This is a genomic window from Alkalicoccobacillus gibsonii (assembly GCF_016798245.1).
GTDB lineage: Bacteria > Bacillota > Bacilli > Bacillales > Bacillaceae_D > Alkalicoccobacillus > Alkalicoccobacillus gibsonii.
In genome coordinates this window covers 635,702-650,164 of record NZ_JAEUZA010000003.1, presented here as the reverse complement: position 1 = coordinate 650,164, position 14,463 = coordinate 635,702, and the positions used below count along the sequence as shown (strand labels likewise).

At 39.6% G+C, this 14,463-nt stretch carries 16 protein-coding genes; 2 read left to right on the top strand and 14 right to left on the bottom strand.

What is annotated here, in order from left to right:
- Positions 1 to 21: 21 nt before the first annotated feature.
- The 6 genes from JNO66_RS14950 to nagE form a co-directional block, all read right to left on the bottom strand.
- Positions 22 to 1,164, bottom strand: coding sequence for a hypothetical protein (locus JNO66_RS14950; protein ID WP_203089291.1), 1,143 nt, complete (start codon positions 1,162 to 1,164; stop codon positions 22 to 24).
- Complete coding sequence (locus JNO66_RS14945) at positions 1,154 to 2,230, bottom strand: NAD(P)H-dependent flavin oxidoreductase (protein WP_203089289.1); 1,077 nt, start codon at positions 2,228 to 2,230, stop codon at positions 1,154 to 1,156. Before JNO66_RS14945 ends, JNO66_RS14950 begins: the two co-directional genes overlap by 11 nt.
- 27 nt (positions 2,231 to 2,257) lie before the next feature.
- Positions 2,258 to 2,797 carry a GrpB family protein gene (locus JNO66_RS14940; protein ID WP_203089286.1) on the bottom strand — a complete coding sequence of 180 codons (540 nt, stop codon included), beginning with the start codon at positions 2,795 to 2,797 and terminating at the stop codon, positions 2,258 to 2,260.
- Positions 2,797 to 3,375: an LOG family protein gene (locus JNO66_RS14935; RefSeq protein ID WP_203089285.1), complete on the bottom strand. Its 579-nt coding sequence runs from the start codon at positions 3,373 to 3,375 to the stop codon at positions 2,797 to 2,799. Before JNO66_RS14935 ends, JNO66_RS14940 begins: the two co-directional genes overlap by 1 nt.
- Positions 3,376 to 3,556: 181 nt before the next feature.
- The gene (locus JNO66_RS14930) at positions 3,557 to 4,621 is read right to left on the bottom strand and encodes a tartrate dehydrogenase (RefSeq protein WP_203089283.1); all 1,065 of its coding nucleotides are present in this window, start codon (positions 4,619 to 4,621) and stop codon (positions 3,557 to 3,559) included.
- 96 nt (positions 4,622 to 4,717) lie between these two features.
- Entirely contained in the window at positions 4,718 to 6,187 is a 1,470-nt protein-coding gene (nagE, locus tag JNO66_RS14925) for an N-acetylglucosamine-specific PTS transporter subunit IIBC (RefSeq protein WP_203089281.1), read from the bottom strand.
- A gap of 183 nt (positions 6,188 to 6,370) precedes the next feature.
- On the opposite strand from nagE, the gene nagA reads away from it, so the two are divergent.
- On the top strand, positions 6,371 to 7,585 hold the full coding sequence (nagA, locus tag JNO66_RS14920) for an N-acetylglucosamine-6-phosphate deacetylase (RefSeq protein WP_203089279.1): 1,215 nt from the start codon (positions 6,371 to 6,373) through the stop codon (positions 7,583 to 7,585).
- Positions 7,572 to 8,297 (top strand): glucosamine-6-phosphate deaminase, encoded by a 726-nt coding sequence (gene nagB, locus JNO66_RS14915; protein ID WP_203089277.1) that lies wholly within the window; start codon positions 7,572 to 7,574, stop codon positions 8,295 to 8,297. Before nagA ends, nagB begins: the two co-directional genes overlap by 14 nt.
- An 8-nt stretch (positions 8,298 to 8,305) precedes the next feature.
- Here nagB and JNO66_RS14910 read toward each other — a convergent pair whose 3' ends face one another.
- From JNO66_RS14910 to JNO66_RS14875, 8 genes are all read right to left on the bottom strand, one after another.
- The gene (locus JNO66_RS14910) at positions 8,306 to 8,911 is read right to left on the bottom strand and encodes a response regulator transcription factor (RefSeq protein WP_203089275.1); all 606 of its coding nucleotides are present in this window, start codon (positions 8,909 to 8,911) and stop codon (positions 8,306 to 8,308) included.
- A complete protein-coding gene (locus tag JNO66_RS14905; RefSeq protein WP_246483296.1) occupies positions 8,908 to 10,044 on the bottom strand; it encodes a histidine kinase in 1,137 nt (378 codons plus the stop codon). The genes JNO66_RS14910 and JNO66_RS14905 overlap by 4 nt, the downstream gene beginning before the upstream one ends.
- 25 nt (positions 10,045 to 10,069) lie before the next feature.
- Positions 10,070 to 11,104, bottom strand: a complete 1,035-nt coding sequence (gene desA, locus JNO66_RS14900; RefSeq protein WP_203089272.1) for a Delta(5) desaturase DesA — start codon at positions 11,102 to 11,104, stop codon at positions 10,070 to 10,072.
- Between the two features lie 119 nt (positions 11,105 to 11,223).
- The gene (locus tag JNO66_RS14895; protein WP_307730747.1) at positions 11,224 to 11,400 is read right to left on the bottom strand and encodes a DUF1272 domain-containing protein; all 177 of its coding nucleotides are present in this window, start codon (positions 11,398 to 11,400) and stop codon (positions 11,224 to 11,226) included.
- Positions 11,401 to 11,470: 70 nt separating this feature from the next.
- Entirely contained in the window at positions 11,471 to 12,004 is a 534-nt protein-coding gene (locus JNO66_RS14890) for a GNAT family N-acetyltransferase (protein ID WP_373367178.1), read from the bottom strand.
- A 68-nt stretch (positions 12,005 to 12,072) separates the two neighbouring features.
- On the bottom strand, positions 12,073 to 12,837 hold the full coding sequence (locus JNO66_RS14885) for a hypothetical protein (protein WP_203089269.1): 765 nt from the start codon (positions 12,835 to 12,837) through the stop codon (positions 12,073 to 12,075).
- 279 nt (positions 12,838 to 13,116) lie between these two features.
- Positions 13,117 to 13,833, bottom strand: a complete 717-nt coding sequence (locus JNO66_RS14880; RefSeq protein ID WP_203089268.1) for a Na-translocating system protein MpsC family protein — start codon at positions 13,831 to 13,833, stop codon at positions 13,117 to 13,119.
- 226 nt (positions 13,834 to 14,059) lie between these two features.
- The gene (locus tag JNO66_RS14875) at positions 14,060 to 14,308 is read right to left on the bottom strand and encodes a hypothetical protein (RefSeq protein WP_203089267.1); all 249 of its coding nucleotides are present in this window, start codon (positions 14,306 to 14,308) and stop codon (positions 14,060 to 14,062) included.
- Positions 14,309 to 14,463 lie beyond the last annotated feature (155 nt).

Genomic DNA, 14,463 nt, shown 5'->3' with positions numbered 1-14,463 from the left:
TTGCACTCACCTCACTAAGCTTTATCGCATAGATAAGACATACTCTTCCCAGTACCCTTCAAATCTCAGCTTTTCCTCCAACGACCATCCCGTACACTCCAGGATGTGAGCTTTCATCTCCTCTACTTTTGAATATTCACCTTGTTTAGCAAATTCGCGAGCGAGTTCAATATAAATTCTCGCTTTAATTGATACGTTTCCAAATGGATCATAATATGAATCAATTCGCTCACTCATCCGACTAAATGATTGAAATAGAAATTGCTCCTTCCATCCAATTTCCTCGGCCAATTCTTTATATTCTCTTATTACATCTGTTTGCTTATTATCCTCTAACAATTGTTGGAACCTTATTTGATAGAGACGTTTTTCAAAGAGGTACTCCGAAGGGACTTTCTTTAATACGTTTTTCAGCCAAGATCTTTCAACAATATATTGAGATTGAATCCCTAACAGATTAAACGCCATGATAAAGGAAGCATCCTTTAATTCGAAATGGTTTTCGATCTCAGCTGCTGATGGATATCCATAGGTTGAAGGTGGGACAAGCTCAATCATCTCAGTTGTCGTTAAAATCTGTTCGATATCTGGCTTGTGAAGATGCCCGACAACAATTAATACAGTTTTTCCCTGAGCAGATTGTGCAATATGTTTGATACGCATGGCTTGCATATACGTTCGATACAGAAAAAAACGCCTCGGAAAATCTGCTTCTCCTACCTCGTTTTTAAACATTCCGTTGATCAAATCAACCGCCTCTTGCTTCTCAGAAAAGAAAAAATCATTTTCATAAGTAAAAGGTTCAGGGAAGGAAAGAAAAGGTTTGAACGCTGAATGCGTACGACTAAAAGGGAGATGCTCACTATCGGCTACTCCCCATGCTAGTTGTTGTTCTTCCATTGAAGCATTCCAATCAAACGGTTGAACAGATATATTATTCTTTTTTGCATACGGCAAAATGATATGCTGCTGTTCATGAGTAAATTCATAAAAGTCAGCCCTTAAAAAGGCTGAAGGCTCTCTTTCAATTCCTATCACATCAGGTTGAACCCGGTCAAAAAAGGCTCGATAGGCAGCCGGTTGACAAACCTCTGAGACCAGTTGATTGGCATGCCCGACTCCTAGGATCACCACTTTGGTCTGATTCCCAGAACTAGACTCCATTCCAAACCTCTTCTGCTTCCTCCATCACACGCTCAATGAGTTCTCCAGCTGATTGAACACTTGCAAGCATTGGACTTTGTCCAGACCAAAGCGACATGTATTCACGATTTTTCCGCTTCACGGATTCCTGACGAATTGACTTGGTGAGAGTATGTTGAATAGGGAACGAGGGTAGGTCCTCTTCATGTTTTTGCATCATCCGAATAAATGTATTGTTAATTCCTCTTGCTTTTTTCCCTGAGAAAACGCTTGTTAAGATTGTTTGACTATCGGTTGCCTTCGTTATCGCTTTTTTATGAATATCTGAGGCTCCACTTTCTGTGCAGGTTAAAAAGGCTGTCCCCATCTGTACGGCATCCGCACCCAAGCAACGGGCTGCCATCAGCGCACGTCCATCCATAATGCCACCCGCCGCAATAATCGGAATGTGAATGAGTCGAATGGCTTGCGGAATAAGCGCCATCAGGCCAATTAACCCTTCTTCCTCTGCATGTAAAAACGTACCTCTATGCCCTCCTGCTTCACTTCCTTGCAGGATTACCATATCAAGCCCCGCTCGTTCAATTTCAATGGCCTCTTTAACCGTAGTGGCTGTGCCGATAACTACAATTCCGTGTCTCTTTAAGCGCTCTATAACGGAATGTGAAGGTATGCCAAACGTAAATGAACACACTGGCACCTCTTCTTCAATGATGACATCAATTAAAGCTTGATATGTACGATGATCTTCTTCTGATTGAGGTAGAGGTACATCATTTTCTTCAATTTCTAGACTTTGATGAATCGATTGAAGCAACGTCTTGGACGTGTGTAACGCACAAGCTTCTACTTGATAGTCTTCTGGAACAAACAAATTGATACCAAACCAATGCTTTGTCTTCTTTTTTACTTCTTTAATTTGTTTTCGGAGTCCTTCAGGTTGGAGGTATCCCGCGGCAATCATACCAAGACCACCATGATTGGAGACAGCTGCCGTTAATTCAGGCGTTGAGATCCCACCTGCCATAGGGGCTTGTATAATAGGATGCGTGAGTTGGAGTCGTTCATAGATGCTTGCTTTCTTCATATTAGGCTCCCCCTTTGTTTAATTCGTTCAGCTTCTGCTGCCCTGTTTAATGACAGATTGAATAAAGGCTGATTTGTTCTTGGTATACAGTTCTCGATCGTGAGAGTACTGCTCAGCTAGCTTCTTCTTTAATGCAGCATACTCCGATACAAGTGTTGGGGAACTGCGCAAGGTATCACGAAAAAAAAGATGCTCATCCCACTTTCTCGAATCCTCTTCAACGATATGAAGATGAGCCATTCGTTTGTTCTTATGTATGTTTATAAAATACTTTCGCCACTCGTGTTCCCCTTCACGAGTTGGGACGTGAATCCAGTTATGCTTTTGCAAAAGATTAATAATCGGTTCTATTTGATTAAAATCCTTCACTTTCGCCATTAAATCAATGATTGGTTTTGCAGCTAATCCAGGTACCGCGGTACTTCCGATATGTTCAATGTCTATTAAGTGATAGGAAGCTAGAAGCTCAACCAAACGCTCCTTTTCTGCTTGAGCTCTAACCTGCCAACATTCATTTGCATCCTCAATAAAGATCGGCTCATTTTCCCAATTAAATGCTTGGCCCATTAGTTCCCCCATTTAGAAATTTCAAGTGGCTTAAATGTTTCCAACCTTTGTAACAAGACGGTTGCATTTGATTCAGATATAATTAAGTCTTGGTAAGCAGGTCTCATAAAGCCTTGATCAACCGTGTGCTTCATCATTTGAAGTAGTGGTTGATAGAAGTTATTTACGTTTAAAAAGCTGCATGGCTTGTAATGGTAGCCCAGCTGCGACCACGTAAATACTTCAAACCATTCCTCCAACGTTCCGGCTCCACCTGGTAAGGCAATAAAAGCATCTGATAGATCAGCCATCATGGCTTTTCGTTCATGCATGGTTTTCACAACATGCTGCTCGGTTAAGCCACTATGTGCAAGCTCAACATTCATCAGTTTCTCAGGAATGACTCCAATGACTTCACCACCAGCTGCCAAACATGCATTAGCAACTGCGCCCATACATCCTACTTGAGCTCCTCCATAAACAAGACCAATTCCACGTTCAGCTAATAACGTTCCTAGTTTGCTTGCCTCTTCCATATAAATGGGATCCGTTCCGGTACTTGATCCACAAAATACAGCAATTCGTTTTAATTGTTTCATAGAATGCTCCCCTTTTCTCACACAAATCTGTCTATTTTATAAGTATTCAATAGTTAGAATTAACTTTCAACCGATAACTCTATTTCTTTTCTCAAAGATTATGAAAAGAAGCACCTAAAAAAAGAAGCCCCCTGTAGGCATATACAACCGTACATAGGGGTCTCATATTGACCTGAGAACCTTACATCTTTATCTTTTGTAATGTGTTAATAATCTCATTCGTCACTTCAGTTGTTGAATGCTTACCACCAATGTCTGGTGTAACAATTCCTTGACTTGTTACGTGTTCTATTGAGTGAAGTAAGTGTTCACCAAGCTCCGTTTCCCCATGATGATCGAGTAACATTTTCGCAGTCCAAATTTGACCAATTGGATTAGCAATTCCCTTACCTATGATGTCAGGAGCCGAACCATGAACAGGTTCAAACATCGATGGGTATTTGCCATTTAGATTAATGTTTGCTGCTGGAGCAACTCCAATACTGCCCATAATGGCTGCACCAACATCTGTTAAAATGTCTCCAAATAAGTTAGAGGCTACGATTACATCAAACGTTTCTGGTCGAGTGACAAAGAAAGCAGCTAAGGCATCAATATGCTGTGAATCAGTTTGTATAGATGGATATTCCTTACTAACCTCATCAAACACCTCGTCCCAAAAAGGCATGGAATAAACAATCCCGTTTGATTTTGTTGCGCTAGTCACATGTCCTCGTCTTGACTTAGCTAGCTCAAAGGCATACCGCATAGCTCTTTCAATGCCCCGTCTCGAAAAGACCGCATTTTGAATGGCAATCTCGTCTTCTCCTTGATGGATTCTTCCTCCAATTGAACTATATTCACCTTCACTATTTTCTCTAACAACTAGCAGATCAAACTCTTTAGGATTAACAAGTGGAGACGCCACTCCCTGTAAAACCTTAGCTGGTCTGACATTAATAACTTGTTCAAACTCACGGCGTATGTTGATAAGAAGTCCCCATAATGACACATGATCGGGAACAAGATTTTGGTTTCCTACCGCTCCTAAGAAAATAGAATCAAAGTCCTTTAGCTGCTCTAAGCCATCCTCCGGCATCATTGTTCCGTGCTTTAAGTAATATTCACAACTCCAAGGAAAAGATGAAAATTGAAACTCAATCCCACCATGTAATTCAGATACCGCTTTCAAAACTCTTTCGGCTTCAGGCACAACTTCTTTGCCAACTCCGTCTCCAGGAATGCTTGCGATCATAAGTTTCTTCATTATTCTCCACTCCTTTTTCATTTCTATCTTTCTATTGTACTATTAGATCTTCTCTTACCTCAAACGTTGACATTGAAAAAACTCTCTGAAATATGTTCAGAGAGTTTTCTCAACGTTGCTTATCCCTTTCATTTCATCAGCGACAAATTGAACCTGCGTTCCTACAACAACTTGGACACTGGTCTTACCTGTAACAATGAATCCTGCAACTCCATGAATCGCTTTTATCTTTGAGGAGTCAATGATAGAGGGATCCTCCACTTCTATTCTTAGTCGTGTGACACAATTATCAATCGAGGTTACATTCTCATGCCCTCCTAATTCCTCGTAGATTTTAGTAGCCATTTCTTTAAATGACTGGTTTTGGTCCGTTGACGATTTTTTTGTCTCAGCAACATCCTCTACTTCTTCGTCTTCTCTACCAGGTGTTTTAAAATCAAACTTTAGAATTAAGAATTTAAAAATAAAGTAGTAAAGGGTGAAGAAGAAAAGACCTTGAATAAGTAGCATAAACGGTTGATTAGCCATTGGTAAACGTGAGCTTAAAATAAAATCAATTAACCCAGCGCTAAAACCAAATCCAGCGGTCCATTCAAAGGAGGCTGCAATGAAAAAGGAAATTCCTGTTAAGAGTGCATGAACGATATACAATAATGGCGCAACAAACATAAACGCAAATTCAACTGGCTCTGTTACTCCGGTTAGGAAGGCTGCAAATCCACCAGCTAGCATAAGTGACGCGACGACCTTTTTCTTGTTTGTCTTAGCAGTATGATACATTGCAAGACCTGCCGCTGGTATCCCAAACATCATGATCGGGAAGAAACCTGCTTGGTACATACCTGTAACACCCTTAACCCCTGTACCTGACCAAAAGTTTCCAATATCATTGATTCCTGCAAGATCAAACCAGAAGACGCCATTCAATGCATGATGTAACCCAATGGGAATGAGTAATCTGTTTACAAATCCATATATGCCTGCGCCTACTGCTCCTAATGTACTAATGGATTCTCCAAAAGCAACAAGTCCGTTGTAAACAGTTGGCCATGCAAGATAAAAGAATACAGATGCAAGAATCATAACCGCCGATGTAAGTATCGGAACCAGTCGCTTCCCACTAAAAAATGCGAGAGCACTTGGTAATTGAACATGACTAAAACGATTAAACATAACAGAAGCAATTAATCCTGATATAATACCGATAAATACGTTTTCAATATTACCGAACGCCATGTTTACATTTGACTCTTCAACACCTTGAATTAACGCAACAGATTCAGTTGACAGCAATGTTGTAATAACTAAAAAGGCGACCAGACCACTAAGTGCAGCGGCTCCGTCTTTTTGCTTCGACATACCTAGTGCAACACCTACTGCAAATAGGATGGGAATATGCTCAATAATGGATTCTCCGGCTGTAATTAAAAAGGCTGCGATCACATTCTCAGAGCCCCAACCGTTCGGATCAATCCAATACCCAATTCCCATTAAAATAGCGGCTGCTGGAAGGACGGCTACCGGTAACATTAAAGAACGCCCTATTCTTTGAAGATAATTCATCATACTTATGTACCTCCTTTTTTAATTTGTACCTCACTCACAAAATATAACTATGTTATGTTTAGTAGGTATATCTCTAAACAATACTAAAAGCTTCTAGTAAATAAAATGGTTTCCTCTAATTCATTCTTTTTTATTTTCAGACAGACTGTGTAAATGCTAAATGGAAGGAAGGAGACAAGCAAAATGCATCACACTCAAAAACCAATCATCCTTAAAGGGGTGGAAGTCTATACTGAAAATCAAATGATTCAGTCTGGCTACATACTCATTAAAAATCAGCACATCGCCGCATTCGGTCCAATTGAAGAATTAGATTCCATTTCTTCAGAGTATGAAGTGATCGATCTTCCAACCGGTCACAAAGCGATACCTGGGTTAATCGACATCCACATTCACGGTGCACATGGTGCTGATACGATGGATGCAACATATGAATCGCTTCAGACACTTGCAACAAATTTACCAAAGGAAGGAACAACTAGCTTCCTTGCTACAACGATGACTCAACGTTCACCAGCTATTGAAAAAGCCTTAATTCGCATAGGAGAGTTTATTCATACACAGCAAGATTCAGGACAAGCTGAAGTTCTTGGCATCCATTTAGAAGGTCCTTTTATTAACTCTGTAAAAGCCGGAGCCCAGCCCATTGAACATATTGTTCCACCATGTATAGAGGTCTTTAAAAAGTGGCATTCTTTATCACGTGAGTCTATTAGAATCGTTACACTAGCTCCAGAAATTGAAGGTGGGTTCGATTTAGTAGAATATTTAGTAGCGCAGAATATTGTTGCTTCCATTGGCCATTCAAATGCCACCTACCTTGAAGTAATAGAAGCAATAAAAAAAGGATCTAGTCAGGTGACGCATCTTTTTAACCAGATGAGTGGTGTTCACCACCGAGAGCCTGGTGTAGTTGGCGCAGCATTCTTACATGATTCACTTCAGGCTGAATTAATTGTAGATGGTGTTCATGTACGACCTGAGATCGTTACGCTGGCTTTTAAACAAAAAGGACCAGAAGGGCTAATACTGATTACCGATGCGATTAGGGCAAAAGGGTTATCCAATGGTTTATATGATTTAGGAGGACAATCTGTTAACGTGAAAAATGGAGAAGCTACCTTGAGTGATGGGACGTTAGCAGGTAGTGTTGTCACACTTAATCAAGCAATCAAAAATATGATGAGCTTTACTGGGTGTTCCTTACAGGAGGCTGTTCAAATGGCTTCTACAAATCCAGCTAAGCAGGCAAACGTAGCTGATCGAAAGGGTAGCATTTCCATTGGGAAAGACGCAGATCTTGTTATTTTAGATCAAGCATGTGAAGTGGTTATGACCTTTTGTAGAGGGAAATGTGCGTTTGTAAGAGAAGGAGGAGTCACAGATGCAAATCATTAAAGCACGGGATTATGAGGATATGAGTATAAAAGCTGCAGAGGTTATGATCAGCCGTTTAAAACAGAACCCTGCTTTAAACATTGGCTTCGCAACGGGTGGAACGCCTATTGGATTATATGAGCATTTAATTGAAGACCACAAGAAACACCAAACGTCTTATCAAGAGGTAACATCATTCAACTTAGATGAATATATTGGTCTCTCATATGACCATCCGCAAAGCTATCACTCCTATATGAAAGAACATCTTTTTAATCATATCGATATACGGCAGGATCAGATTTTCATACCAAAGAGTAACAGCCTAGATCCTGAAACCGCATGCGCAGCTTATGAAGATGCACTCTTTACACATGGGGGAATAGATATCCAAATCCTTGGAATTGGAAGTAACGGACACATTGGCTTCAACGAGCCAGGAACTTCTTTTCAATCCAACACTCATATCGTTCAACTTGAAGAAAGTACTCGTGCCGCAAATGCTCGATACTTTAACACGATTTCTGAGGTTCCGACCCATGCGATTACGATGGGCATCGCAAGTATCATGAGAAGCAAGGAAATTCTGTTGTTAGTCTCTGGTCAAAGTAAGAAGGATGCTCTCTACCACCTTTTACACGGTGAGGAAACAGAAGATTTTCCCGCGTCGATATTAAAGCGCCACCTACGTGTCACAGTCATTGCTGACCATGATGCACGCGGTGAATCGTAAATCGGTAACTAGTTAAACCAGCCCTTTTCTTTTGAATGAGTCACAGCCTCTATGCGATTCTTCACATCTAATTTTTCTAAGATCACAGAGACGTAATTTCTGACTGTACCGATCTTAATGTCAAGCTCCATAGATATTTCTTTTGTGCTCTTGCCTTCAGCAATTAAAGAGAGCACTTCTTTTTCTCGTTCTGTCAATGGGTTCGTTTCACGGAACACATCATCCATTAATTCTGGTGCGAAGACGCGTTTTCCCTCGACAACGTGGCGAATGGCTTGTGCGAGTTCATCGCTTGAACTATCTTTTAACAAATAGGCGCTTACCCCGGCTTGAAGAGCCCGTTGAAAATATCCAGAACGCGCAAACGTCGTTAGAATGACCATCTTCGTATCAAACTCCAGTAGCTTTAATTCATCCGCTGCTTCGAGCCCTGTTTTTGTAGGCATTTCGATATCCATAATACACACATCGGGCTGGTACTGTTTCACAAAGTCAACAGCTTCCTGCCCCGTCTTTCCTTTCCCGACAATCTTCATATCATCTTCAAGGTTAAGCAATGCTTCGAGTGCCCCAAGCAAGAGCTGTTGGTCTTCAGCTATATAGATTGTTATCATGAATTCCCATCCTTGTAGATTATTTTAATATCGTATGGTACCTGGATCCGAAGCTCCGTTCCATTTTCGGAGTTAATCTCAAGGCTACCATCTACAAATTCCAAGCGTTCTCTCATCCCTGCAAGTCCATTCCCCTTTTCAAGATTATTCTCCGTTCCTTTAAATGTTCCGTTATCTTTCACGATCAGAAGAAGTTGACCTTGATTAACCTGGATAGATGCCTCGCAGCTTGTTGCGTCACTATGCTTAACCACATTTGTAACAGCTTCCTTTAAACACATGGCCAATATATTTTCTGTAATTAAGTGTATATTGGATACTAGATCCGTATCTTCCTCATGCCAATTCCACTCTATGTGCGCAGCTTTTAGCATTTGAGCCGATAGCGTTCGCTCATCTCTTAACCTTAATCCCTTCATTGATGAGACTAATTTTCTGACCTCACTTAAAGACGCTCTCGCCGTTTGTTGAACCTCTTTAATCTCTTTCGCTGCTTGCTCAGGATCCTTATAAATTAACTTTCTTGCCAGCTCACTTTTAAGTCCGATCATGGAGAGACTTTGTCCGAGGGTATCGTGGAGGTCTCTTGCAATTCTTTGTCGTTCTTTGACCTTAATTAATTCGGATAATTGCTCATTCGCATTCTCTAGCTTATGCTCCAGAACGTCTCGCTCGTTCTTATTATGTGTGCTGAACGGCAGAAGAATCACACTAATCCAAGCTATAATCACAAATGCTAGCTGTGGTAAAAATAAGCTCGGTTCATTAATAATTCCATAGTTAATCGCGAAAGAGGTTGTCACTAAATGAAAGAAATATAAAAAGTAAAATGACCGCTTGTCCCTTATATTACCAATAAAGTAAGCAACAAAAAAGGCAAAAAATGTGTAACCGAACATAAGAATTGTCGAAGTAGAGATTCCCATTAAAAGAAAGATCCACAGATAGACAAGCCACCCCTTAGAAAGAAAGGCAATTCGATAGAAAATAAAGAAACTAACGACTAGGATGACGCTTGAGATCATATCAACGTCAAATGAAAATTGAAAAATATAATAGAACGGAAGAACAAAGAATACCGCCCATATATAAGGCGATATTCCACTATAGGTATGAAGGTTCAATCTTTGCATTTTTTCTAGCATATCAATCATCCTATCATGTTAGAGAACGGTTCACCGTGTTTTGTGAAACCTGTTTTAATACATTATACCCAACAAATTGTTTTGCTTCAGTATCCCAAAGTCTAAATTTTAAAGAAGTGAGACTTGTTCGTAACGTAATGGTTGGAATATTCTTCAACTGTTCCGTTTGATTATGGGCTTCCGCTAGCTTGTAATTAGGAATTCGTGGGCTAAGGTGATGCACATGGTGATAACCAATATTCCCAGTCAACCACTGCAATAATGGAGGTAGCTTGTAGTACGAGCTTCCTTCCACTGCCGCTTTTACGTAATCCCAATTTTCATCTTCCTCAAAGTACGTATCTTCAAATGTATGCTGCACATAGAACAGCCATATGCCTAACATTCCAGAGATAAAGAAGATTGGAGCTTGTATTAAGAGAAACGCCTGCCAGCCGACGAGTAGACATGTACCGGTTGCTAAAAGTACAATACTTAAATTTGTTACATACGTGTTCATCCGCTCTTTACGTGGTGCTTCTTTTCGATTAAAACGATTCTTAATTAGGAATAAATAGATAGGTCCAAGACCAAACATAACTATCGGGTTTCGATACAGTCGATACATCAACTTTTCCCTTTTAGAAGCTTCCTGATACTCACTAATCGTCATCACCCAGATGTCACCAGTGCCGCGTTTGTCTAAGTTACTGCTTGTTGCATGATGAATTGAATGGTCCCGCTTCCATTGTAAATAAGGAAATAGCGTTAAAACACCTGTTATTGTTCCAAGGATGTTATTCACTTGTTTATTTTTAAAGAAAGATCCATGACAACAATCATGAAAAATAATAAAGATGCGGATGAGAAATCCTGCCGCTACAACGATAAGAGGAAGCGATAGAAAATATGAAACATCCATTAGAAAATATGCGCCTACCCAAAGAGCAATAAATGGGATAAATGTATTCATTAATTGTATAATACTGCTTTTATTTTCACCTTTAGCATATTGAAGAACTTGTTGAGTTAACTTTTTGGTTTTTTGAATGTGGTCAGTGTGAGTCATATATCAGTCTCCTTCGTCACTTATCTATAACGTAACTATAAGCGCGAAAGGGAAAAAGCGTAAGTAGTACTTATCATAGGAGCAGTATGACAAATGTCATACTGCTCCACTCGCCTCCATTAAATTTGTTGATTCATTGGTGGTCTTGGCCTGCGTACAAGTTCTCCATTACAGTTAGGACAAATGTTTTTAACCTCGGTAGTACACCCCTCGCAGTATGTACATTCATGAACACAGATATATGCATATAAGTGATCTTTAAGTGCTTTGTTGCAGCGTTCACAGCTTTTTCTCATCTCTAAACCCATACTCATATACCTCCTCGAGATAGACGAAAAAGAATCGCACAAAGGGTTGGCATTTCTTTTAGTGACTCCATTCTTCTCTTAAGACTCCGTAGCGAATGGAGTCATAATACTCCCCTTGATAAAGCCGACATTTTCGAAGTCTTGCTTCGAGTGTCATACCAAGCTTTTCTCCTAGTCTCATCATCCGCTTGTTTCCAGACCACGTTGTAAAACCAACTCTTACCAAAGACATATTATCAAATAAGTGAGTGATCCATGCTTTCAAACATGGTGTTCCATACTGCTTATCCCATAAAGTAGAATCATAGATGATAATTCCTACCTCTAGCCAATTAGATGGCTTATGCTCCCAATAGTAAGAAACTGTCCCAATTAAACGTTCATTCGCAAAAATCCCATACACGTCATCTTGCTCAAGATACTGAGCACTTACCTTTGTTATAAAATCATCGTACGTAAGAGCTTGATGCTGAAAGTAAGGGGCATCCCATTTCTTCCATTCTGGGTGCGCATCTTTATAAGCAAGCGCCCAAAATAATTGCAAATCTTCTTCCTTTAAAGGTCTCATTGTTAAGTGGTCATTAACGATGATCAAGCTCTCACCTCCACGCTCCATCTGGTTAAATATACCAATAGTCTACCATATAAAAAGAGAGTTACCTAGTCTTTTTTCTCTGGTTTCGTATGGTCGGAGCGTTCTTCTTGATCACGGTCACGATTTTCAATCGTTTCTTCTTGCTGTTCAGTATAACCTTTGTTTATCTCCGAAGAAGGGTGTTCGTGAGTGGGATCCGTATGGTCTTCTCTCGTCTCTTGATCTCGGTCACGGTTTTCAATGGTTTCCTCTTGCGCTTCTGTATAACCTTCTCTATCCTCTTTGTCATTCGATTCATCTGATTTTGATTCGTTCTTCTGCTTTTCTTCTTTCTCTTTTTCAAGTCTTGCCTTTTTGAAATCAGAACGTTCACCATGCCAGATCAAGTCAAAAATGGCCCTTCCATTTGTTGGCTGTCCATCCGGCAAGTAAACAGGTATCACATCGAAGAAAATATAATAGAAGATGTAAAAGAGGAACGTATTCCAGAACACGTTAGATTCAATGACACCATTTGCTAACATCATATTAATGGTCAGCCCCAATAGAAGTGGACCAAATATTGGTGATGCATAAATAAATCCGTGCCAAAACCGATTTTTTGGATTGAGCTCCTCGTATTCTATCCAGCTATACATAAAGAAGTATCTTCTTACCTCAATCGTAGGTAATGAAAATAGAATGGGACCACTTCCAACAATTAATTTCTTTTCCTTTGCCCCAAGTATTGTTACAGCCAAATAGTAACCAGATTCCCTGATTACCGAGGTCAGAGGCAGAATAACGACTGCTGCGATAATTAAACGAAATAAATCATATAAGCCAAACATACGTATCCCTTTCTATAAATCTCTTTTATAAATGGTCGAATAACACCGTTCACATTTTTTGTATTGTTGTTCGTTAATTAGTTTTTGAACATAGATTTCACTATGAGTACTTTCTCTACTTTCAAGTGAAGTTGTATGAAATGCACATGAATCTCTTACAAAGGAGGATCTGTGGATAAGTTTCTGTGTAGTGTCGATTAAATATTTCATGATAATATTCCCCTTTCATTCATAAAAAAACCGAAAAGGAGTGTTCTCCCTTTCGGCTTACGTTCAGCTCTAATTGTCTGAATCGTTACTACCTTGATTTTGAGTTGGTTTTAAAATAAATATGATATAACTTATATCTTCAACGAAATCCCAGTCAACAAAGATGTCCATGATTTCAGCATTTAACATATCATTAAAATCTCCTGTTTCAAGAAGACTCTTCTCTAAATGACGTTTTGTTAACTTTAGTGGCTCTATAAAGCCTCCACGTATAAGCTCTTTTTCAATACGGACCAAAATGCCCTCACGCTTTACAATCAACGTTCGATCATTCAGGTAACATGAATCCACTGCGTCAGGTAATCTTTCAGCCTGCTTACTCACCTGTTCGATTTCACGGTGAATGGATGCTTTATTTGGATACTCCTCCATTACCTTAGTTGACTGATCCTTGCTCTCAATCACACCAAGAATAATCCCAGAACGATTGTGTAGAGACCAGTCATAATACAATTCTGACACTTTAAGATTATGAGTAGCCATGAGTGTAGCCTTTATTTCGGGAAGAAGCTCGTTCATTAATAAATCTCTAATTTCTTCCACCTTCACGTCTTTGTTTTGAGCCATCAAAACCCGTTCCATAGGTGAAAGGAATTCTCTTAAATGCATCGTAATAAAAGGTTCTTTAATCGACACATACACTGAGGATGGACCTTTACCAAAGTTGTCTCTTAATAATTTCCCTACAAAACTAGACATTTCAGCTTGAATGGACCGTTTATTCATTTTTAGACCTTCCTTTTGGAGACAAGAACATTATTTTTCTCGTCCACGTTTAGTATACTAGTCATCGTTTCATATTGAAAGGGATTCACTGGTTTGTATGAGGACGCGACTTCGTTACCATGTGTAATACCCCCATACCGCCAACTTATTCCTCTTCTAGATTGAATTATGTAAAAAACCTCAGGACATGTTAAGGGTACCCCGAGGAAGTTCGTTTTATTCGATGTTATTTCCTTGGGAAACCATTAAAGATTTCGCCAAATTTCATATGATAAATGTCGTTAACCACTGAATTTACTTTTCCTTTATCAGATAAATGTCCTTCAAGTACAATTTCAACTCGTTGATTGTTATCAACTAAAACCGCTTGAACAACAAGAGCATCTAATAAAATTCCAGTAATGACAGCGATTTGTTGTGGAGACAAACTATAATTCGAAAACATGCCATCATATTGATTATTGTCCTTCCCCATTCGCTACTCCCTCCACTTATGATGATATGATTTCATCACTTCCTAAAGTTGAATCAGATCGACCCGCCCCAATGCTAAACAAAATAAAGATTATGACGACAATAAAAAACAACGCCCCTGATTTGAAGGAATGTCCCATTCATGTTCCCCCCACT

What these genes read in the sequence shown, in the direction of transcription:
- nagB (WP_203089277.1), top strand. Translation starts at nt 7,572, where the DNA reads ATGCAAATCATTAAAGCACGGGATTATGAGGATATGAGTATAAAAGCT.
- desA (WP_203089272.1), bottom strand. Translation starts at nt 11,104, where the DNA reads ATGACTCACACTGACCACATTCAAAAAACCAAAAAGTTAACTCAACAA.
- JNO66_RS14875 (WP_203089267.1), bottom strand. Translation starts at nt 14,308, where the DNA reads ATGGGGAAGGACAATAATCAATATGATGGCATGTTTTCGAATTATAGT.
- JNO66_RS14910 (WP_203089275.1), bottom strand. Translation starts at nt 8,911, where the DNA reads ATGATAACAATCTATATAGCTGAAGACCAACAGCTCTTGCTTGGGGCA.
- JNO66_RS14930 (WP_203089283.1), bottom strand. Translation starts at nt 4,621, where the DNA reads ATGAAGAAACTTATGATCGCAAGCATTCCTGGAGACGGAGTTGGCAAA.
- JNO66_RS14940 (WP_203089286.1), bottom strand. Translation starts at nt 2,797, where the DNA reads ATGGGCCAAGCATTTAATTGGGAAAATGAGCCGATCTTTATTGAGGAT.
- JNO66_RS14885 (WP_203089269.1), bottom strand. Translation starts at nt 12,837, where the DNA reads ATGTTTGGCTTATATGATTTATTTCGTTTAATTATCGCAGCAGTCGTT.
- JNO66_RS14945 (WP_203089289.1), bottom strand. Translation starts at nt 2,230, where the DNA reads ATGAAGAAAGCAAGCATCTATGAACGACTCCAACTCACGCATCCTATT.
- nagA (WP_203089279.1), top strand. Translation starts at nt 6,371, where the DNA reads ATGCATCACACTCAAAAACCAATCATCCTTAAAGGGGTGGAAGTCTAT.
- nagE (WP_203089281.1), bottom strand. Translation starts at nt 6,187, where the DNA reads ATGATGAATTATCTTCAAAGAATAGGGCGTTCTTTAATGTTACCGGTA.
- JNO66_RS14880 (WP_203089268.1), bottom strand. Translation starts at nt 13,833, where the DNA reads ATGAATAAACGGTCCATTCAAGCTGAAATGTCTAGTTTTGTAGGGAAA.
- JNO66_RS14895 (WP_307730747.1), bottom strand. Translation starts at nt 11,400, where the DNA reads ATGAGAAAAAGCTGTGAACGCTGCAACAAAGCACTTAAAGATCACTTA.
- JNO66_RS14935 (WP_203089285.1), bottom strand. Translation starts at nt 3,375, where the DNA reads ATGAAACAATTAAAACGAATTGCTGTATTTTGTGGATCAAGTACCGGA.
- JNO66_RS14950 (WP_203089291.1), bottom strand. Translation starts at nt 1,164, where the DNA reads ATGGAGTCTAGTTCTGGGAATCAGACCAAAGTGGTGATCCTAGGAGTC.
- JNO66_RS14905 (WP_246483296.1), bottom strand. Translation starts at nt 10,044, where the DNA reads ATGCAAAGATTGAACCTTCATACCTATAGTGGAATATCGCCTTATATA.